Consider the following 20546-nt stretch of genomic DNA (forward strand, 5'->3'; position numbering starts at 1 on the left):
TTCTACAGCAGATAATCATTTTTGGAATAGCTGAGAAATTGTTTTTTTTCTTCTTGAAAGAGATCATCTGTCTCCAGCATTTCAGCAGGAAAATAGAAGCGGTAATCACCGTGGATAGTCCCTGTCAATGACTTGACAAGGGCTGATTCTTGGCTGAGTTCCTTGAGGTTGTCATCCTTTTGCAGCAGTTCAATCTGTGTTCGAGGGCTTTCTTTCTCAGGTCGATAAATGTCGTAAGGAAGATCAAAATTTTTGTGCTCTGCCGTATAATACTCTGGATCATAGCCTATAGCGGCCACTAATTTTTTTAAATCTCGCAAGTCTGTTTGGCTATCTTCAGTTAAAATCAAGGATTTAAAGAGCTGGCGGTTAATAAAACGATTGGCCAAGTCGGCCAGAATAGCATCGTCTGCCTGTATCCAGGTTTGAAAGTAGGTATTCATCACACCGTCATCTAAGTGCAGATAATCCAGCAAGTTGTAATTGTTTTCAAAAAAAGGAATCAAGCAAGGAGAGGTCTGAATGAAGTAGGAGCGTTGCTGAGGATAAAGTTCCTTAGCGCGTTTCAGCAGATTTTGAAGTAAGACCTCCATTGCCCGACTGGCAGGGTGAAAGTAGACCTGCATATACATTTGGTAACGGCTAACTAAATAGTCCTCAATGGCATGTGTCCCGTTGATTGTGAAGGCAATCCCTTTACCAAAAGGACGGATAACGCTGAGAATGCGGGTGAGGTCGAATTGACCGTAGCTCGCTCCGGTATAATAAGCATCGCGCAGCAGGTAATCCATACGATCGCAATCAAGTTGGCTGGAAATGAGCTGTTCCACCTGTTTATTAGGATAGGTATGGTTGATTACGCTAGCAACCTTATCAGGAAAATCGGGAGATATTCGGCGCAAGGCAGCATTGACCTGAGTAGCAGGATTGGTGATAATATTTTGGGTGATAGCCTCGTGGTCTGTACCAAAGAGGCGCTCAAAAGTATGAGAATAGGCACCGTGCCCCAAATCATGGAGGAGGGCTGCAACCATGGTCAACTGACTGTCTTCTTTGTTCCAGTCCTCAGGATAGCGCTGCTCAAAATAACTCACAAGGCGGTTTGCGATATGATAAACGCCCAAGCAATGTGAGAAACGGCTGTGCTCAGCACCGTGAAAGGTATAACTGGTTGTAGCTAGCTGCTTAATACGGCGTAGACGTTGAAATTCACTAGTATTAATAAGATCGTAAACAAGAGGATCTGTAACAGATATATAATTGTGAACAGGATCACGAAAAATTTTTTCTTTCATAAGTTTTAGTATAGCAAAAATTGCGAAATTAGGCTGAAATTGATAGAATATTAGAGCAAAAGACAGGAGAAAAACTATGCAAATCTACATTCATAACACCATCAGCATGGAGGAGGAAACAGAAATTATCAACGAGAGCCACAACTGTGAGTGGAAACAAAAAGGGAATTATGATTACCTGATTTATCACAATAGTGACGGTGAAAAAGTTGTCATCAAATTTAATGATGATGAATTAACCATGACCCGTTTTTCAGCTCCTAAGACAGTTATGCGTTTTGCACGTTCTCTACCCTCAACCGCCGTTTTTCCTACCCCTGTTGGAATGCAGTATTTTCAAATAGAGACTGGTAAGTTCATAGTCGATAGAGAGCAGCAAACTATTCAGATTAATTACCTACTAAAGTCCCCTGCCCCAGAGACTATGGCTATCCTTGCAAGCTATCACTTAAAAATTTTTTGGCGGCAATAGGATATTACTATTACACTGAAATAATATTTTAAGGATTAAGAGCTTTCAAATTTCAGTAATGGTGATACAATAGAGTAAAATAGTAAGGAGTTGATAATTTTGAATAACAGCCAGCTAGCAGGCGATATTATAAAAAATGTTGGTGGTAAAGACAATATTAAAGATGTACGATACTGTACAACACGTTTACGGTTACGTTTAAAAAGAGTTAATAAAGCTAATGCCGACATGCTTAAGCAACTAGATGGGGTTGCTATGGCCCTTTATACGAACGGTCAGTATCAGCTTGTTATGTCTAATGTTAAAGAAGTCTATGATAGTATTGTTTCCACTGGTATCAAGGGTGTCGGACAGGTAGATACACAGGATGCTTGGAATAATTAGAATCAAGTTACCTGCAAACTCTATCAGAAAACAGATAAAAGGCTAAGGAATAATCTTGGCCTTTTTAGTTACCTTAATTTTTAAAATTCAAGAGCAGTATTCAATTATTTGCTGAGTCATTAATTTTTTATAAGCTCTTTTTTGTAGAATACAGTCCAACTCTAGGCTTGTTAAAATTTGGAACAAGCTGTAGGTTGTGCCAGACGAGATAATTTAAATTTGTTTCAAAAGAAAACATTTAAACTTTTTCTCTGCTTAACGAAAATTAAAAAAGGTATTACCATAGAACTTGTAAAACGCTTACACAAAACGTATTATCGGGGGTGTAAAAATGACAATACAAATGATTCTTGCTCTGGGCATTTTAGCCTTGATGATCATCATGATCATGTCTGACAAATTCGCTTTTGGAGCTCCTCCAGTTTTTGCCTGTTTACTTTTAGTTTTAACAGGTTTATCTACGGTTCAGGAGGCTTTTGCTGGTTTTATTAACTCAACTGTCATCATGATTGCTGGTTTCATGGTTGTGATGGCCGGTTTAATGAAAACCAATTTAATCGGACGTGTCCAATCGACAATTCTTAGCTTAGTTAGTAAGGGTGGCTACAAGAGCTATATCCTGCTACTTATAGTTGTCATGCTAGGAGCTAGTTTAATGGGAACAGGAGCAACTGGTTATTATGTTTTGATTCTTTCGCTAGTTTCAACAATTCCTTATAATAAGAAATTACCAACTTCTAAATTAATGATGCCTTTGGGATTTGCTACAAATCATCCCTTGCTTCCATTTAACGTGGCCTTGACATATGGTGTTACAGTAAGTGTTCTACAAGCTGCGGGGTACAATGAAACTTTATCAATGGGACGATTCGCACTTGCCAATTTCTTTCTCTCTATTGGCTTTTTAATATGGTCTGTGTTTGGTTATCGTTTCCTACCAGATCATTCTGTAACAGATACTGCTGAAAATGCCGTTGAGAGTAAGGAGCAGCAGCAAACAGAGCTGCCAACGTGGAAAGAGCGGGCCACTATTATTGCCTTCATTATTAGTGTTGTCGGCATGATGATGTTAAATTATTTGGGCGAAGCTGCCTATATTATTCCTGGTTTAGCAGGTGCCTTTCTCTTATTTATTGATGTACTGGATTTTAAAGAAGTGCGTGATAACATGGCCGGACCAATCGTTTTAATGACAGCTGGTGTTATTGGTGTTGCGGATGCACTGGCTAACTCAGGCTTCACAGCTATGATAGGTGATGTAGTTGCTGATGCTGTTGGAAAAAATATTAATCCTTTCTTGTTTATCCTTATTTTTGCTCTGTTGACAAGTACCTCAGCAACCTTTACAGGCTCAAATATGGGATCTGTCTACATCTTTGCTCCAATTGCTATCGCTTCAAGCATTAAGCTAGGAATTAATCCTGCGGCTGCGGCAACGGCGGTTGTTGTATCTGGTTGGAATGGTGGGTATATGCCAATTGATGGTATGCCTGCCATGATTCTTGGAATGGGTAAATATAAGTTACCGGAGTTCTGGAAATTCTCCGTTCCTATGTATTTTGTCCGAATTGTTGCCCTATGCATCGGTGCTATGGTTATGTTTCCATAATGAGAGTGGGCCAGAAATCAGTAAATCGTGGTAAAATCACGATTTTGATTTTCCTCGCTCTCTTATTTTAAGACTCAAGCCTCTGCCACTCTCCTATTTTTAAGTGGCAGGCTTTGGCAGTCTATCCTCAGACTGCCAAGCTCCACTGGAGCATTTTGCCCCTTGTTTTACAAGCTTTATTTCTCAATTAATAACCCACCTCCGCACAGCTCCAAAGGTCCGGGGGACCTTTGGAGGTTGGAGATAAGATGAACCGTGTTCATCACATAAGGTCCGGGGGACCTTTGGAGGTTGGAGATAAGATGAACCGTGTTCATCACATAAGGTCCGGGGGACCTTTGGAGGTTAGAGATAAGATGAGCAAAGTTCATGGTATTAGATAACCTCCAATAGTTTTCCAAAAACCGTTGGAGCTATTACTTGCGTGGTTGTTAAACAGACTAGTGGACTGTTTAACGACCACGCCTGAAAATGGGGCTGTGCCCCAAGATAAGGATATCCAACACTGCGTCAATTTGGTAAATCTAGAACAATGCTAATGAATCTAGACTTTTATCCCAGGCTCTCTTACAGTTGTGACTGACCGATTAGTCAGTCTTGAGGTATCTCCAAAGGGTTGTTCGGCTAATTCCCAGCTGCGAAGCTGTCTTAGACTGATTATTATTATTCTTTTCCAAAAAATAATGGATAATTTCTTTATTGTAATCAAAAAGAGTTTTGTTTTCTGTTGGATTTATCAAACCAGTAATTGTTTCGTCAATACTTTGAACTCGCCTCTTTTCTTGATTCAGTAAATCATTAGTCAGATGTTCAGAAATATAATAACCTTCTGTACTGATCATCAGCTTTTTTATAACTTGTTCCAACTGTTTAAAATTTCTAGGCCAGTCATAATTTAATAATGCTTCCATTGCCCTAGGTTCAAAACCAATAACGTCCAGATGATATTCAATATTAATCTTATTAAGAAGTTGAGTGATAATAGCAGAAAGTTCGTGTTTTCTTTCTTTTATAGAAGGGGAGTAAATACTGCTACAGTCCAGCTGTGTCATAATACGGTCAAAAATTTTCTCCTGAGCATCAGCACTCTTAGTGTTATAGGTAAAGAGAAGATTATTTCGCTGGAGTAACTTAGTATATTCGATAAGAGTGAGTAATTTTTCTAAATTCGCAGAATCTATTTGTTCGATATCTTTAAATAAAATCGTATTATTTTTTTCTACCAGAGGGCCGTTGGTAGAATTAACTAAGTACTTCCAAGTTTTATCGTTTAATAATTTTGAATTGATAATAATTAAATTATGGTTACTGCTATGCCTGTTGAGGAAGGCCGTGTAAGCTAGGCTATCTTTAATAGTTCCTTTTTCACCAAAAATCATCATACTTTTATAATAGGAGGACAGCTGGTCAATCAGCTGGTAGGACTTCTCTTGTATAAAAGAGGTTGACAGTAGCTGTTCAGAAACAATCTGTTCAACATCGGCCTTATTAAGATAACTAATACCAAAACTATTTTTGAAAACTGGCGGTGTACTTCTTTTTATTTCACAGAAGATGATGCTTTCTCCCCTAATAGGAATTGAGCGTGTTCTTAGACTGTAAACATTATTTTGAAAGGTATGATAGAAGAGCTTGCCGTCGACCAAATCAGTTTTCCCACTTAAAAAATGTCGGATAGAAGATGCCAGATCGAAATCAATATTTGAAAATTCTACTTCCAAATTGTTATTTAAAATCAAAGCTTGAATAGTCTGGTTTTTGAAAAAAGTCTCTAATAAATGATTTTGTCTTTTTAAGTGGTAAGTCCCTTCCACTGTAGAAATAGCTTCCTGAAAGGCTTTCTTAATGCTCTCTGTTCCAGAAGTAACTAAAAGGGTGTTAAGAGATTTAGCGATGGCTGTTTTATTTGTAACGGCATCGCAGAGTACCATTTCGCAACCTTCCTTCTTTAACTGTTGCAGGACTTGTTCTGCTTGGGAAGCTTGCGTAATCGTAATGATTTTGATGTGGTATTGTAAGAGATTACAAATCAGGTGAGCTGTTTCGGTAATGCTGGAATATCCTACGATGGCCAAATGGTCGGTATAGTTTGAGGCTAACTTGATAGCACCCAAAATGTCGTAAAGGGAGATAGAAACATCAATAACCGGAACAGATACCGTCTGGTGAATCAAGTCAGCCGTTCCCCCACGGGAGATGATGGCATCGTAGTCATTGTAGGATAACTCTTGAACAACCTCTTGCCCTTTTTCCAAATCCGCAATGAAAACATCGATGGAGACCTCATCAAATTGTTCGCTTACAGATATCATAGCATTTTGTAATTCTTCATAAGGTGCAATTCCCAATAGTTTGAAAACCATAAGTATCCTCCTTTTTATGAGATATAAAGACATTGCTGCAGTTCGGTGGAATATGGCAATCAGCTCATAAAACTTGTTTAGCAAGTATTCATATTTTAGGATGAACCTCCCTTCTTAAAAAATCTAAAGATCCACCACTTATATCTCTTTTTCCTAGTTTTTTAGTTTAAGTTCAATTCCCTTGATTAGTTTCATATATAAACGATTTTATCTTACTTTGTTGAAAAAATCTTTTGAAACCCTAAAGGTGTTTCAAATTACAACATTAAAGGGTGAGTATTCACTTATATCAGATATCAAAGAGCGTTAGAATAAGACCAGATTGAGGAGGTGAGCAGATGCTCCAGTTATTGATTCTGGCTGATGATTTTACTGGTGCTTTAGATACAGCAGTTCAATTTTCAAATAAAGGTATTAATACCCTAGTGACAACTGCCCAAAAGGTTGATTATTCAGCCTTGGATGAGTCCTTGGAGGTATTAGTTATTGATACTGAAAGTCGTTACCTATCATTTGATGCTTCTTACCAAGTTCTGACAAAATTACTTACAGCGGCCAAAGGATGTGACAACCTCGCTATTTATAAAAAAGTTGATTCGGCTCTACGAGGTAATATCAGTAGTGAGATTAAGGCTTTGGTTGATACTTTTCCGCAAATGAAAATCCCCTTTATTCCAGCCTTTCCAGAAGTTGGACGAACAGTAAGAGAAGGCAAACTATACATTGATGGCCAGCCTGTAGCCGAGAGTATATTCGCAGCAGACCCTTACGAACCTGTGACAGAAAGTGATATTATCAAGCGACTGAGCAAGGAAGCAGGCTTAAGGGCTCAACTCGTAAGGAATGATAACCTTGATGAGATTCAGACTTCTCTCCTTTTATTTGACAGCGAAAGTGATACTGAACTGCAGCGGATTGCTGATTTACTGCAGGATAGTGGTCTTTTAAATATAACAGTCGGCTGCGCAGGTTTTGCTAAATTTCTAGCGTCTGCCCTTTTTCCTGAAAAAAGGAGCAATCCCAAAACTCCTATCCAGTATCCTTTGACTATCATCTGTGGCTCTGTTAATCCTATTAGCAAGGCTCAGATAGATTATGCAGAAGTAGAAGGATTTTATCGGGTCCCGTTAACACCACAGGAACTATTAGAAGAAGATTACTGGAAACAGCCGGCAGGTCAAGAGGCTCTAAAGGTACATTTGACTATGCAAGATAAAAATACTGACAAGCCAATTATTTTTGAAACTTTAAATAAGGAATCCCGCCACAATATTACCATTTACAGCCGAATACACCTGATTCCCCAAAAGGACATTCGCTTTAGAATTGGCCGATCGCTGGGCAATCTGACTAAACAGCTGCTTAGCCAAGATGTCAAACAAACCCTCTTGTTTGTTGGTGGGGACACCCTTTATCAATCTATGCAAGTTTTGCATGTTGAGGAAATAAAGCCTATCTGTGAGATTGATACAGGAGTCGTACTAGCCGAGATTATTTGGCAGGGAAATCCTATTCAGGTTATCACAAAATCGGGCGGGTTTGGAAAACCTGACTTGTTCGTTGCTGTTAATAGGTTAATTTCAAATAAGGAGGAAGCGCAAAATGTTAGTGGATTATAGTTTAAAAATGCCCAAAAATGTTTATGGAGGTGAGCATGCATTAGAGCAGATAGAAACTATTCTCTCAGACGACATTAAGAAGGTTGTCGTTTTTACTGATAAGGGTATTGTTGATGCTGGATTGTTAGATATTCCTAAAGCTGTTTTGGAGAAGGAAGGGATTTCTTACAGTCTTATTGTTGATATTCCGGCAGAACCTAATTATCATCAAGTACAAGAATTAGTTGATCGCTTTAAGCAGGAGCAAGCTGATTTCATTATAGCAGTTGGTGGCGGTTCGGTCATGGACGTAGCAAAACTAGCTTCTTTACTGGCAACAGATGATTACACAGTCAAGGATTTATTAGAGGATCCCTTGCTTGCGACGAAACAGGTCACCTCACTTTTGATACCGACAACAGCGGGGACGGGATCTGAGGCTACCCCGAACAGTATTGTTGGTGTACCCGAGCAAAATCTTAAAGTAGGAATTGTTAATCCTGATATGATTCCTGATTACGTCATTTTAGATGGACGCCTTATTAGGAATCTCCCTAAGCAGGTAGCCTCTGCTTCGGCCGTTGATGCTCTCTGCCATGCACTTGAATGTTTCACCTCTAAAAAAGCTAATCCTATCAGTGATAGCTTTGCCTTAGAAGCACTGGATTTAATTTATAACAATATCGTAGAAGCTTGTACTGATCCGGAAGCGATGGAAGCTAAGAATAAGCTGTTTTTAGGGGCTTTTTATGCTGGTGTAGCGATTACGTCTTCTGGGACAACAGGTATCCACGCGCTCTCTTACCCTTTGGGAGGAAAATACCATATTGCGCATGGAGTCTCAAATGCGATTTTACTGGTACCGGTCATGCGTTTTAATGAGCCAGAAGTAAAAGAGTATTTTGCTGCTGCCTATGATCGAATTGTGCACGATGGCGATCGCAGTCTATCTGTAACAGAAAAATCAACTTATATTTTGTCAGAATTGGAGCGTATTGTTAAGGTCCTTGAAATTCCAACTAGTCTTAAAGATTTTGGTGTTCCTGAGAGTGACTTGGAAGATCTTGTAAAAGCTAGTATGAAGGTTACTCGCCTTTTGGTTAATAACATTCGCGAAATCACTGCCGACGATGCTCGTGATATTTATAAACAAGTTCTATAGGAATAGCTAAATGGCTCTATTTCACCTAAGCTTTATAAAAAGCAGGCTATCTTAATTATTGATAATACATTAATAACTTTTAAAATAAAGGAGGACAGATATGGTTGCTATTAAAGGAGTTATTTCACCGATTACGACACCGATGAATGCTGATGAAAGTATCAATTTTGAAGAACTTCGTATTCAAATTGATCGCTTGATTGATAATGGAATTCACGGTATTTTCGTTTTTGGAACTAACGGTGAAGGCTACATCTTATCAGAAGATGAAAAAATTGAAGTGATGAAAGTAGCGGTTGACCAAGTGGCTGGCCGAGTTCCTGTATACGCAGGAACGGGGGTGATTAGCACCAGAGATACTATTCGCCTATCCCAAAAGGCACAAGAAATAGGGGTTGATGCCCTGTCAATTATTACACCGTCTTTTGCTGCAGCCTCACAGGATGAACTTTATACCCATTACAAATCGGTGTCAGAAAGTGTTGATCTGCCAATCATTCTTTATAACATTCCTGCTCGTACGGGCAATGCGCTTGCGCCTGCAACGGTAGGTAAATTAAGCAAGCTTGCTAATATTGTCGGTGCTAAAGATTCTAGTGGTAATTTTGATAATATTCTGCAGTACATTGAACAGACTCGAGACAGTGATGATTTTGCTGTCCTATCTGGCAATGATTCTCTAATTCTTTGGACACTGATGGCTGGAGGTAGAGGAGGAATTGCTGGCTGTTCAAACGTTTATCCTTATACCATGGCACAGATTTATGAGCAGTTTGTTGCAGGTCATCTTGAAGAGGCCCGGCGCTATCAAGATTCTATCCGTTCTTTCCGCAATTGTTTTAAATTTGGCAACCCCAATACTATCGTTAAATACGCGGTTGCAGAACTAGGCTACCCTGTCGGGAAGTGCCGTGCCCCCTTCAATCAGCTGTCGGAGTCAGGTCTTTTAGCCCTTCGTCAGGTCCTTGCTGATAATCAAGAAAAAGGGATGAGGTAACTGAACATTCTAAGAAATTGAATTTATTTCACGCGGCTTATCTAGACAGTGAACATCATGGTTGCTGTCGCTTTTTATGGGCTGTGTCCCTTAATAACTAAACACGCCTGCGCTCCTATGGGGTTCAGCAGTCAGGAAGAAGCTACTGAAATTTGGTGCTTAATCCTTGGTCAGGTTCCCTAAATTTCTTTTAGCCCTCCATAGCTTCCTTAGTGAATCGTCATTCTGTTTTTTAAATTTCCTTGGAGCGCTTACTTAGTAGTTTATGTATAGGAGAAATATGATGAAAAAAATCATTGGTATTACGATGGGAGATCCTGCAGGCATTGGTTCTGAGATCTCTATTAAGGCTTTTAACAAATCTGAACTATATGAGCGCTGTCATCCCTTGCTTATCGGGGATCGCTCGCTTGTTGACTATTACCTAGAAAAACATCCAGAAGTGACTTTGACAATCAATAGTATTAAGCATCCAGCAGATGGCCGATATGAGTATGGTACCCTTGATATGATTGATTTAGGCCTTATTGATATAACTACATTTAAGATTGGGCAAGTTTCGACTGCTGGAGGAGATGCTGCTTTTCAATATGTAAAAAAGGTCATTGAGTTAGCCTTGGCCAAAGAAATTGATGCAACTGTTACCAATCCGCTCAATAAGGAAGCGATGAATGCAGCTGGACATCATTATGCTGGTCATACCGAAATCTATGCCGATTTAACAGGAACGGACAAGTATACCATGATGCTAGCAGATGGCAACCTTCGTGTCGTTCATGTATCAACACATGTGTCGCTGCGCGAAGCTTGTGACCGTGCAACCAAAGAACGTGTCTTAGATGTTATCCGAATTGCCGATCAGGCATGTAGAAATCTCGGCCTACAAAATCCTAGAGTAGCAGTAGCTGGACTGAATCCTCACTGTGGAGAAAATGGACTTTTTGGTCGTGAAGAAATAGAGCAGATTAATCCGGCTGTCGAAGCAGCTAAAGCTGAAGGGATTAATGTAGAAGGCAGTCTACCTGCCGATACTCTTTTCTCCAAAGCTAATGGCGGTATGTACGATATTGTTGTTGCCATGTATCATGATCAAGGACATATTCCTTTGAAACTTCTTGGTTTTGTTTACGATCAAGAAAAAAGCAACTGGCGGGCTGTTCAAGGGGTAAATATCACGCTTGGTTTGCCTATTATTCGTGCTTCTGTAGATCATGGAACGGCTTTTGACCAAGCAGGTAGTTGGAGTGCCAGTGAGATCAGCCTAGAAAATGCAATTGATTACGCTATCCGTCTAGCAGAAAATTCATAGAAAAAGGAGGCTGTCATGATTATCGATCGTATGGAGCGTTTGGAAAAATATGCTGCTGTTTTGCCTCACCTAACCCCAGCTCTAAAAGCGATGGAGACCTATAAAGATAGCTGGGAAACTGGTGTTCGTTATCCCTTTGATGGTGGGGTTATTTTCTTTCAAAAGGGGAGTACAAAGCCCTTAGTGCAGGCACAGTTTGAATCTCATAAAAAATACATTGATGTTCAAATTATATTAGCTGGTGCTGAATATGCGGCTCTAGAAGACTTATCAAATTTGTCTGTTGCCATTCCCTATAATGATGAAAAAGATGTTGCTAAATATAGTGGTGAGACGCAGCACTACATGAAAATAAGTTCAGGTATGGCTTATGTTTGCTTCCCATGGGATGGGCATAAGGCTGTTTTTCATATGGAGGAGCCGTTAACATTCACAAAAGCTGTCATTAAGCTAGAAATAGATACGAATTAAGATTGGAGGCAACGGTATGGAGCTAACATTACCAAGTGTACGAGTTTCTGAACCCAACGGTGTAGTTTATCGAGATGAATTTCTAAATGTTGACTTTGGTTTAATCCCAAGAGGTGGCAAGGCAACAGCACACGCTCCAGCTTTAATTGAGACGCGCGATGGGGGGCTATTATGTGCTTGGTTTGCAGGTTCGTTTGAAGGCAGCGGTGACATTTCCATTGCTGTTTCCAAACTCGATCCAGAAAAGCAGGTTTGGTCTGTTCCTAAAATTGTTTCCAAGGGTAAAGACCGAAGCGAGCAAAACCCTGCCTTTTTCCGTGCTCCAGATGGTCAAATTTGGCTAATCTACACGTCTCAGCTCAGCCGCCAGGAAGGTAAAGATAACATGCAGTTTACCTCTGTGATCATGGTTCAAAAATCAAGCGACGAAGGTCAGACATGGGAAGAGCCAGAGGTTCTTTTCCCAGAAGAAGGAACCTTCTCGCGTCAAGCCATTCAGATTTTGAGCAATGGCCGTTGGATTTTTGCAACCTGGCTGTGTGAAGATTCAGCTGAAGGCTTGACCAATGACCCTACAGAATTTCGAGTGTCTGATGATGCTGGTCAAACTTGGACGCGGGTGCGGATGCCGGAAAGCAATGGCCGGGTGCACGCTAATATCATTGAAGCAGAGCCAGGATATTTGCTGGTCTTCATGCGCAGCCGTTTTGCAGATAATATTTATATCAGTGAGTCTTACGATTTTGGTGATACATGGAGCGTACCACAAAGGACTGTTCTGCCTAACAATAATGCTAGTATCAGCGCTATTAAGCTGCAGTCGGGTGAGATTGCTCTGGCTTACAATGTTAATGCTACCCGTCATCCGGAATTTGGTAAGGTTGCTTGGCCGGGCCTTCGCAATCCAGTAGCAGTTTCCGTCTCAGAAGACCTTGGTAAAACTTGGCCTATCGGCCGTGTCTTTGAAGCAGCCGAAGGGTTCATTGGAGAGGAAAATAAAACTAATAACGCCCAATATGAATACCCTACTCTTTACCAAACTAGGGATGGCCTGCTTCATTTGGTCTACGCCTACAAAAATAGGCTTTGTATCAAATATGTGCGGTTTTCAGTTGCCGATCTATTTGGAGAAAAAAGAGAAACAGATGGTATCTATAATCCGACTTCGGGTCAAGGTATTGAGAAGTAGTTAAAGTTTTGCTATAATGATTAACATATCAAGGGAGTAGCAGACGATTCTAAGGAACAGGTTGGTTGGTTAGAATCGTGTCAGTGTCGTCATTACGAAAGAAATTTCCGGCACAGACTTAAACGGCGAGACTTGTTTTAAAAAACAGGTCTCTTTTATATTATTGATTATTATGAGAGAGACCAAAAGGAGTGAAAAAAATTGGCAAAAGAACAATTAAAAGCCCCCTACCATGTCCAGACAAGCGATGATGTTTTAAAAGAACTAGACAGTTCCAAAGAGGGACTGTCTAATAGTCAGGCGCAGCAGCGCTTGTCTGAGTATGGTCGTAATGAACTTGACGAAGGTGAAAAACGAGGCCTTTTGGCTAAATTCCTTGATCAGTTCAAGGATTTAATGATTATTATCCTCTTGATTGCAGCAGCTCTGTCTGTTATTACTGAAGGTATGCACGGCTTGACTGACGCCTTGATCATTTTAGCTGTTGTTATCCTCAACGCTGCTTTTGGTGTTTATCAAGAAGGTCAAGCGGAAGCCGCTATTGAAGCCCTCAAAGATATGTCCAGTCCTTTGGCGCGTGTCCATCGTGATGGCCATATCGTTGAAATTGATTCTAAGGAACTGGTTCCAGGGGATATTGTGCTTTTAGAAGCGGGTGACGTTGTCCCTGCGGATATGCGTCTTCTGGAAGCAGCCTCACTAAAAATTGAGGAGGCGGCCTTGACAGGGGAATCTGTCCCTGTTGATAAAGACTTAGAAGCAGATGTTGCAGAGGATGCTGGTATTGGTGATCGTCTCAATATGGCCTATCAGAACTCTAATGTAACCTATGGCCGCGGTTTGGGTGTTGTCACAAATACTGGTATGTATACGGAAGTTGGGAAAATCGCCGATATGCTGGCAAATGCTGATGAAACAGAGACACCGCTCAAGCAAAGTCTCACACAGCTGTCCAAAGCCCTTACCTATCTTATTGTCGTCATTGCTATTATCACTTTTATCGTTGATGTCTTCTTTAGAAAAGAACCGCCGCTCAATAGCTTGATGACAGCAGTAGCCTTAGCAGTAGCAGCAATTCCAGAAGGACTGCCAGCTATCGTTACCATTGTTTTGTCCCTAGGGACAACAACTCTGGCTAAACGCAACTCAATTGTGCGTAAGCTGCCAGCCGTTGAAACATTGGGTTCCACTGAGATTATTGCCTCAGATAAAACGGGTACTCTGACCATGAATCAGATGACCGTTGAAAAGCTTTACACTAACGGCCAGCTTCAAAGTTCAGCAGCAGATATTGCAGCAGACAACAATACTTTGCGTATTATGAACTTTGCTAATGATACCAAGATTGATCCGGCAGGCAAACTTATTGGCGATCCGACAGAAACCGCCCTTGTGCAGTTTGGTTTTGATCACAATTTTGATGTTCGCGACGTCTTAAATGCAGAGCCGCGTGTCGCAGAATTACCATTTGACTCAGAGCGCAAGCTCATGTCAACTATTCATAAGCAGGAAGATGGCCGTTATTTTGTGGCCGTTAAGGGGGCACCAGACCAGTTGCTCAAGCGTGTCACGCAAATTGAAGAAAACGGTACTGTTCGCCCAATTACCGATGCAGATAAGGAGGCTATCTTAACAACTAATAAAGAACTTGCAAAGCAAGCTCTGCGTGTTCTTATGATGGCCTACAAGTATGTATCTGAAGTGCCAACACTTGAGACAGAGATAGTAGAGGCTGACCTTGTTTTCTCAGGCTTGGTCGGCATGATTGACCCTGAGCGTCCAGAAGCAGCACAAGCAGTAGCAGTCGCCAAAGAAGCTGGTATCCGTCCAATTATGATTACGGGTGATCATCAGGATACGGCTGAAGCCATTGCCAAACGACTCGGAATTATCAATGAAAATGACCACGAGGACCATGTCTTTACTGGCGCTGAGTTGGATGAATTGTCTGATGAAGAATTCCAAAAAGTCTTCAAACAGTATTCTGTCTATGCACGTGTATCGCCAGAGCATAAAGTGCGCATTGTCAAAGCTTGGCAAAACGAAGGTAAGGTCGTTGCGATGACGGGTGACGGTGTTAATGATGCTCCTTCTCTCAAAACAGCAGATATCGGTATCGGTATGGGAATTACAGGTACAGAAGTGTCCAAAGGAGCATCAGATATGGTGCTGGCCGATGACAACTTCGCAACTATTATCGTTGCAGTTGAAGAAGGACGTAAGGTCTTCTCCAATATTCAGAAGTCTATCCAATATCTGCTCTCTGCCAACATGGCTGAAGTCTTTACGATCTTCTTTGCCACCCTCTTTGGCTGGGATGTATTGCAGCCGGTTCATCTTCTCTGGATTAACTTGGTAACAGATACTCTACCAGCTATCGCTCTTGGTGTTGAGCCTGCTGAGCCTGGTGTCATGACCCATAAACCGCGCGGCCGACAATCAAACTTCTTTGATGGTGGTGTGATGGGAGCCATTCTCTATCAGGGTGTCCTACAAACCCTCCTCGTTCTCGGTGTTTATGCCTGGGCCCTTATTTTCCCAGAGCATACAAGCAATCATGATATTCATGCAGATGCGCTTACTATGGCATTTGCTACTCTTGGCTTAATCCAGCTTGTCCATGCCTTTAACGTTAAGTCTGTCTACCAATCTCTCTTTACAGTTGGACCATTTAGGAATAAGACGTTCAACTGGGCTATCCCAGTAGCCTTCTTATTGCTGATGGTAACCATCGTTGTACCAGGATTCAATAAACTTTTCCACGTTTCCCACCTCAGCTTAACTCAGTGGTTGGCTGTAGTGACTGGCAGTCTGTTAATGATTGTTATCGTTGAAATTGTTAAAGCAGTTCAACGTATGACAGGGCAAGATAAGAAAGCTATATAATGTTTAGAAACACACCCATGACTAAGGCAGCTTCTTGGAGCTAAAGTTTGGGGGTGTTTTTTAATGCCCCAACTGAAATTTTTAATATCTAGCAAAGAAAATCAAGTCAGGTCGACATCTTAATAGGCTGAACCGTCCTGAGAAAACCCAACTTTAGGGCGCCACCTAGAAATTGGAGAGGCAGCATACTCCCTTAACGAACGGTAGTCCTAAGGATGATAAGGCAGCCTGCAAGCAGTTGCCATGGCAGAAAGCAAGAAATTAATTGACCACGCTTTAGAGTATTTTAATGGAATTTATTTGATTACACCCTTTTTACGCTATGATTTGCCCTTGGATTTGATTGACTATATTCAAGAAAGGAAATCCTAATGTACCAAGGACAGTGAGACTAGGAGAAATTAAAAACGAATGAGCCTGAAAGCCAGTAGACCATCGGATTCATTCGTTTTTGTCAGGGTTAAACTTCAATTTTGTAAGATTACCTTAAACCACTTTGTTTTATCTAATATTTTAGTCCTTAAAAAATGGATTGAAGGTTTTTTCATGGCCAATAGTGGTATCAAAGCCGTGGCCGGGATAAACTTGGTAGTGGTTAGGCAGCGTAAAGAGTTCTTTGCGGATGGAGTCAAGGAGCTGCTGGCGATTGCCAGTCGGAAGATCAGTCCGACCAATGCTTTCGCAGAAAAGGGCGTCGCCCGAAAAAACAACCTCATCAGTCTTGAAGATTAGTGAGACGCTGCCCCAAGAGTGGCCGGGTGTCGGGACAACCGAGAAGTTAAAACCATCTAAATCGTAGGAATGGTCGAATTGAAAGAATCGATCAGCTGGTCTGGCTGTAACATCTTCCATATCACCGTGTCGTGGCAGACCCGAGAGATTGTCTATAGGACTATCTAGCCAGTCGGCCTCCTCCTCAGAAATATAGACTGGTGGCTCCTGAAAGTGGTCGCGTACGATATCTACGCTCATAATATGGTCGTAATGGGCATGGGTCAGGAGAATAGCACTCACCGGTTTAGCGATACTGGCCAATTTTGTGATAATCGCCTGGCTGTTACTACCGGGGTCAATTACTAGAACCGCCTGTTCATTTTCCAGAATATAGGTATTTTCAAGCGCAACATCATTAAGTACTTTATAAATTTCCATACCCTTAGTTTAACAAATTGCTCCTCTTTTTAAAATTAAAAGGCAAAACCCCTGATAAATTAAGTCTCAATCTAAAGAAAAGGCAAGCTCTAAAAATAAGGTTAGCTGCCTGAACGTGGAAAAGAGAAGGGGCAGTTATTAGTCATAGCTCCAAATAGCCTCACTACTCTAAAGCTTAGAACTCTAATAAGTAGCTGTTTACGTCTGGTTTTAAGCCCAAATTCATTATTTCCCACTGTGCCCCAAGGCATGAGGATACTGCAAACTCTAGTAAATAAAATTACTTAAGACTGTTTTCGTTACTAGGGTTGAGAGGGCGAGTGAATAATCAGAAAATTTTGTCATCTCCATAGAATTATACCCAGAAATGTGATAGACTAGAGGGGTAAAAATAAAAAGAGGATTAGCTATGGATAGAAAAATGAATTTTGTAATGATCTCTCCTCATTTTCCTACAAATTTTGAACCCTTTGCCCATCGTTTGCAGGCTAATGGATTCAATACTTTAGGGATTGCGGATACCCCCTATGATGACTTGTCCGATGGCTTGAAAGCCTCTCTGACGGAATATTACCGTGTGGATAATATGGAAGACTATGATCAGGTTTACCGTGCAGTAGCCTATTTTGCCCATAAATACGGACGGATTGACCGCATTGAATCTCACAACGAATATTGGTTGGAGTTAGATGCCAAGCTGCGGACGGATTTTAATGTTTTCGGCTATAAAACTGAGGATATGCTGGCCATTAAAACCAAACGCCAAATGAAAGAAATTTTCCGTAAGTCTAGTATTAAGGTGGCTCAGGGCGATGTCTTCCATACCGATGATCAGGCACGTCAGCTCGCCCAAAAATTAGGCTTTCCTGTCATTATTAAACCCAACTCTGGTGTCGGTGCCTCTGACACTTATAAGATCAAGTCCGATCAGGAATTAGAAGGGTTCTTTGGGTATAAGACAGCTGGTGTCGAGTATATTATGGAAGAATTTATCGATGGTGACATTATCACTTTTGATGGCTTAACCGACCACGATGGCAATATCGTCTTCTATTCTGGTCTAGAATATAAGGAAGCCGTTCTTGAGACCTTGGATCACGATAGTGATATGTTCTACTATGTTCCCAGAGAATTTTCACCTGAATTAATTGAGCTTGGTAAAAAATGCGTTCAAGCCTTCAATGTCAAGGAGCGTTTTTTCCACTTTGAGTTTTTCCGTGTTAAAAAAACCAAAGAACTCATGGCTTTGGAAATTAACTGCCGTCCGCCAGGCGGTTTGACAATCGATATGTGGAACTACGCTGATGATTTTGATATCTTTGATCAGTATGCCAAGGTCGTTAGAGACAATCAGTTTACAGCTGATATTCAGCATCGTTATAATGTTGTCTACATTTCACGCAAGGCCAATCGCCATTATGTCCATAGTTTAGAAGATATTCATCAGCACTTTGGTGAACAGATTATCCTGACCCAGTCTGTTCCTGGTATCTTCGCCCAGATTATGGGGGAAGTCGGTATTCTAGCTAGGACTGAGACGATGGACGAGTTACGCGATTTGGTCTCCTATGCCCAAGCCAAAGAATCTTAAGTGAGTTGAAAAATCAGTATAGAAAGCGCAAGTCATAACAGACAGCAGCAGTGAATAAGCCTGTCCTTGCTGTATACTTGTTGTCATTATTATTTGAAAGGAAGATTTCGTCCTGTGAGGCTGGCAATTAGATGGGAATAGTAGTTGTAAACTAGACGATTTTCCAAGTTTAATTGCCTAAAGCTTTTGTGGTCGTATTTGGTAACTTAATATATGCAGTTTGAAAGAAGAAGTCAGTGGTCGGGGGAGCTCGGCCGCGAGATGTATTTTAATGTTTATGGCCATGCCGGTAAGCCTGTGGTGGTTTTTCCGTCATCTGGTGGTAGTCAGAATGAGTATGCTGATTTTGGCATGATTGAGGCTTGCAAAGATTTTATCGATCGCGGTTTGGTAAAATTTTATACCCCAGATTCCTTGGACAAGGAATCTTGGTTAGCCCCAGGAAAATCAGGTCATGATATGGCCTTGGCTCATGAGGCCTACGACCGTTATATTGTCAATGAGTTGGTTCCCCTGATCCGCTATGAGTCTGACTGGCAAGGGGGCATGATAGCAACCGGCTGTTCTATGGGAGCCTTTCATACCATCAATTTTGCCCTGCGTCATCCGGATCTGTTTGATGTCGCCATTGCTCAATCAGGTGTTTATGATGCCCGTTTCTTCACAGGTGAATATCATGGTGATCCGACGGTTTACTACAATTCGCCTATCGATTACCTTTGGAATCAGGAAGATAGCTGGTTCTTGGATCGCTATCGGCAAAATGCTTTTGTAGTCGCTGTCGGTCAGGGAGCCTGGGAAGGTCCTCATATTGCGGATACTAGACGCTTGGAAGAAGCTTTTGCGGCCAAATCAATCCCAGCTTGGTTTGATTACTGGGGCAATGATGTCGCCCATGATTGGGAGTGGTGGCGTCAGCAGATTCCTTATTTCTTGGCTCGTCTAGAGGCCGAAGGACGGATTTAAGTCAACATTACTAGAAAACATAAAAAGCAAGCAGAACTGGTACCCGAAAGAGGAAAATCTGCTTGCTTTTATGATGGATAAATAAAAAATTGGGACTAAATAATGATGTCTCAATTTTTAGATATCTCAATTTACTCTTTCAGGGTAAACTGTAAAAATTCAAGGAAATGGTCTGCCCAGTATTTCTCGTGGTGGATTTCATTGGCCATAACTCTTAGCTGAATCTGCTCCATAGGCGTTCCTGATTTAAGCAGAGACTGATAGTAGTGGAGGCTGCAGTCGATATAGGCTTGATTCATATTTGGAGCAAACTGTTCATCAACCTCATCGCCTTCCTTGGTGCCCACCTGAATATAGACCTTGGTATCCTTTTTCAGTGGGTGACTATTGCAGTAACGCAAAAAATCACGTTCGCTGAACCAAGAAGCCAGTGAGAAGACTCCCAAACCACCAAAAACGTTCGGATAGGCTGCTCCCATATAAGCAGTAATAATACCGCCCATGGATGAGCCAGCTAACAAAGTATGCTCAGGGTCTGATTTGGTACGATAGGTTTTATCGATAAAAGGTTTAACAGTGTTGACTAGCCAGTCTCCGTAAGCCATTCCATCCCCGCCGACACTGGCGGTTTCAGGCGTGGTACCGACATCTGTCATCCATGGTGCGTATTCGTTCAGACGGTTGCCCTCAGCATTGTCAATTCCCACAACAATGACCTTGGGTAATTCCTTGTGATTTTTGATGGTGGGGATGATTTTCCAGGAGTAACCGGAGAAGGATTCCTTGCTGTAAAAAATATTTTGGCCGTCATGCATGTAGAGTACGGGGTAGCTGGCCCAGTCTTCCTTGGCATAATCTTTGGGAAGAAGCACTCGAATACGGCGCTCTTCATCATAGTAAGGGACATGCAGGTAATGTTCTTCCATTTCCAGATAGTAATTGTTGAGTTTCGTTCGCTTCATTGTTTTCCTCTGTCTCATAATTGTTCTTATTATAGCATAAAACAGCATCATCTAAAAAAGATTAAAATTTTTTAAATTATAAATAAAATGTTAAAAATTCTTAAAATTGTAAGCCTTTTCTTGTCAATAAAGATGGAAAA

Annotated in this window: 17 protein-coding genes; 13 read left to right on the forward strand and 4 right to left on the reverse strand. The window is 41.2% G+C overall.

Annotated elements, in window-relative coordinates; genetic code table 11:
• Window positions 1-2: 2 nt before the first annotated feature.
• Window positions 3-1295: an HD domain-containing protein gene (locus tag AC4HAL_RS04885; RefSeq protein ID WP_491093234.1), complete on the reverse strand. Its 1293-nt coding sequence runs from the start codon at window positions 1293-1295 to the stop codon at window positions 3-5.
• A gap of 76 nt (window positions 1296-1371) precedes the next feature.
• Between AC4HAL_RS04885 and AC4HAL_RS04890 the strand changes: the two genes are divergently transcribed.
• The 3 genes from AC4HAL_RS04890 (at window position 1372) to AC4HAL_RS04900 (ending at window position 3760) form a co-directional block, all read left to right on the forward strand.
• Window positions 1372-1767: a YwiB family protein gene (locus tag AC4HAL_RS04890; protein ID WP_491093235.1), complete on the forward strand. Its 396-nt coding sequence runs from the start codon at window positions 1372-1374 to the stop codon at window positions 1765-1767.
• 99 nt (window positions 1768-1866) lie between these two features.
• The gene (locus AC4HAL_RS04895) at window positions 1867-2151 is read left to right on the forward strand and encodes a PTS transporter subunit EIIB (protein WP_491093236.1); all 285 of its coding nucleotides are present in this window, start codon (window positions 1867-1869) and stop codon (window positions 2149-2151) included.
• A gap of 331 nt (window positions 2152-2482) precedes the next feature.
• The gene (locus AC4HAL_RS04900; protein ID WP_491093237.1) at window positions 2483-3760 is read left to right on the forward strand and encodes an SLC13 family permease; all 1278 of its coding nucleotides are present in this window, start codon (window positions 2483-2485) and stop codon (window positions 3758-3760) included.
• A gap of 587 nt (window positions 3761-4347) precedes the next feature.
• On the opposite strand, the gene AC4HAL_RS04905 is transcribed toward AC4HAL_RS04900, so the two are convergent.
• A complete protein-coding gene (locus AC4HAL_RS04905; protein WP_491093238.1) occupies window positions 4348-6123 on the reverse strand; it encodes a PrpR N-terminal domain-containing protein in 1776 nt (591 codons plus the stop codon).
• Window positions 6124-6461: 338 nt separating this feature from the next.
• Between AC4HAL_RS04905 and AC4HAL_RS04910 the strand changes: the two genes are divergently transcribed.
• The 8 genes from AC4HAL_RS04910 to AC4HAL_RS04945 all read left to right on the forward strand — a co-directional run bounded on the left by AC4HAL_RS04910 (window position 6462) and on the right by AC4HAL_RS04945 (window position 16107).
• Window positions 6462-7742, forward strand: a complete 1281-nt coding sequence (locus AC4HAL_RS04910) for a four-carbon acid sugar kinase family protein (RefSeq protein ID WP_491093239.1) — start codon at window positions 6462-6464, stop codon at window positions 7740-7742.
• A complete protein-coding gene (locus AC4HAL_RS04915; RefSeq protein ID WP_491093240.1) occupies window positions 7726-8883 on the forward strand; it encodes an iron-containing alcohol dehydrogenase in 1158 nt (385 codons plus the stop codon). Before AC4HAL_RS04910 ends, AC4HAL_RS04915 begins: the two co-directional genes overlap by 17 nt.
• Window positions 8884-8983: 100 nt before the next feature.
• A complete protein-coding gene (gene dapA / locus AC4HAL_RS04920; protein ID WP_491093241.1) occupies window positions 8984-9880 on the forward strand; it encodes a 4-hydroxy-tetrahydrodipicolinate synthase in 897 nt (298 codons plus the stop codon).
• Between the two features lie 280 nt (window positions 9881-10160).
• Entirely contained in the window at window positions 10161-11189 is a 1029-nt protein-coding gene (pdxA, locus tag AC4HAL_RS04925) for a 4-hydroxythreonine-4-phosphate dehydrogenase PdxA (RefSeq protein WP_491093242.1), read from the forward strand.
• Between the two features lie 15 nt (window positions 11190-11204).
• Window positions 11205-11660: a NanQ anomerase/TabA/YiaL family protein gene (locus tag AC4HAL_RS04930; RefSeq protein WP_491093243.1), complete on the forward strand. Its 456-nt coding sequence runs from the start codon at window positions 11205-11207 to the stop codon at window positions 11658-11660.
• A gap of 16 nt (window positions 11661-11676) precedes the next feature.
• The gene (locus AC4HAL_RS04935; RefSeq protein ID WP_491093244.1) at window positions 11677-12849 is read left to right on the forward strand and encodes a sialidase family protein; all 1173 of its coding nucleotides are present in this window, start codon (window positions 11677-11679) and stop codon (window positions 12847-12849) included.
• A gap of 201 nt (window positions 12850-13050) precedes the next feature.
• Window positions 13051-15735: a cation-translocating P-type ATPase gene (locus tag AC4HAL_RS04940; protein ID WP_491093245.1), complete on the forward strand. Its 2685-nt coding sequence runs from the start codon at window positions 13051-13053 to the stop codon at window positions 15733-15735.
• Window positions 15736-15978: 243 nt separating this feature from the next.
• Complete coding sequence (locus AC4HAL_RS04945) at window positions 15979-16107, forward strand: hypothetical protein (protein WP_491093263.1); 129 nt, start codon at window positions 15979-15981, stop codon at window positions 16105-16107.
• A 141-nt stretch (window positions 16108-16248) separates the two neighbouring features.
• Here AC4HAL_RS04945 and AC4HAL_RS04950 read toward each other — a convergent pair whose 3' ends face one another.
• Window positions 16249-16887, reverse strand: coding sequence for an MBL fold metallo-hydrolase (locus tag AC4HAL_RS04950; protein WP_491093246.1), 639 nt, complete (start codon window positions 16885-16887; stop codon window positions 16249-16251).
• Window positions 16888-17296: 409 nt separating this feature from the next.
• Between AC4HAL_RS04950 and AC4HAL_RS04955 the strand changes: the two genes are divergently transcribed.
• Both AC4HAL_RS04955 and AC4HAL_RS04960 read left to right on the forward strand, forming a co-directional pair.
• Entirely contained in the window at window positions 17297-18478 is a 1182-nt protein-coding gene (locus AC4HAL_RS04955; RefSeq protein WP_491093247.1) for an ATP-grasp domain-containing protein, read from the forward strand.
• Between the two features lie 213 nt (window positions 18479-18691).
• Window positions 18692-19444, forward strand: a complete 753-nt coding sequence (locus tag AC4HAL_RS04960) for an esterase family protein (protein ID WP_491093248.1) — start codon at window positions 18692-18694, stop codon at window positions 19442-19444.
• A gap of 131 nt (window positions 19445-19575) precedes the next feature.
• Here the strand turns inward: AC4HAL_RS04960 and AC4HAL_RS04965 are convergent, their stop codons facing one another.
• The gene (locus tag AC4HAL_RS04965; RefSeq protein ID WP_447452009.1) at window positions 19576-20406 is read right to left on the reverse strand and encodes an alpha/beta hydrolase; all 831 of its coding nucleotides are present in this window, start codon (window positions 20404-20406) and stop codon (window positions 19576-19578) included.
• Window positions 20407-20546 lie beyond the last annotated feature (140 nt).

Source organism: Streptococcus sp. ELY_125, from assembly GCF_058314535.1.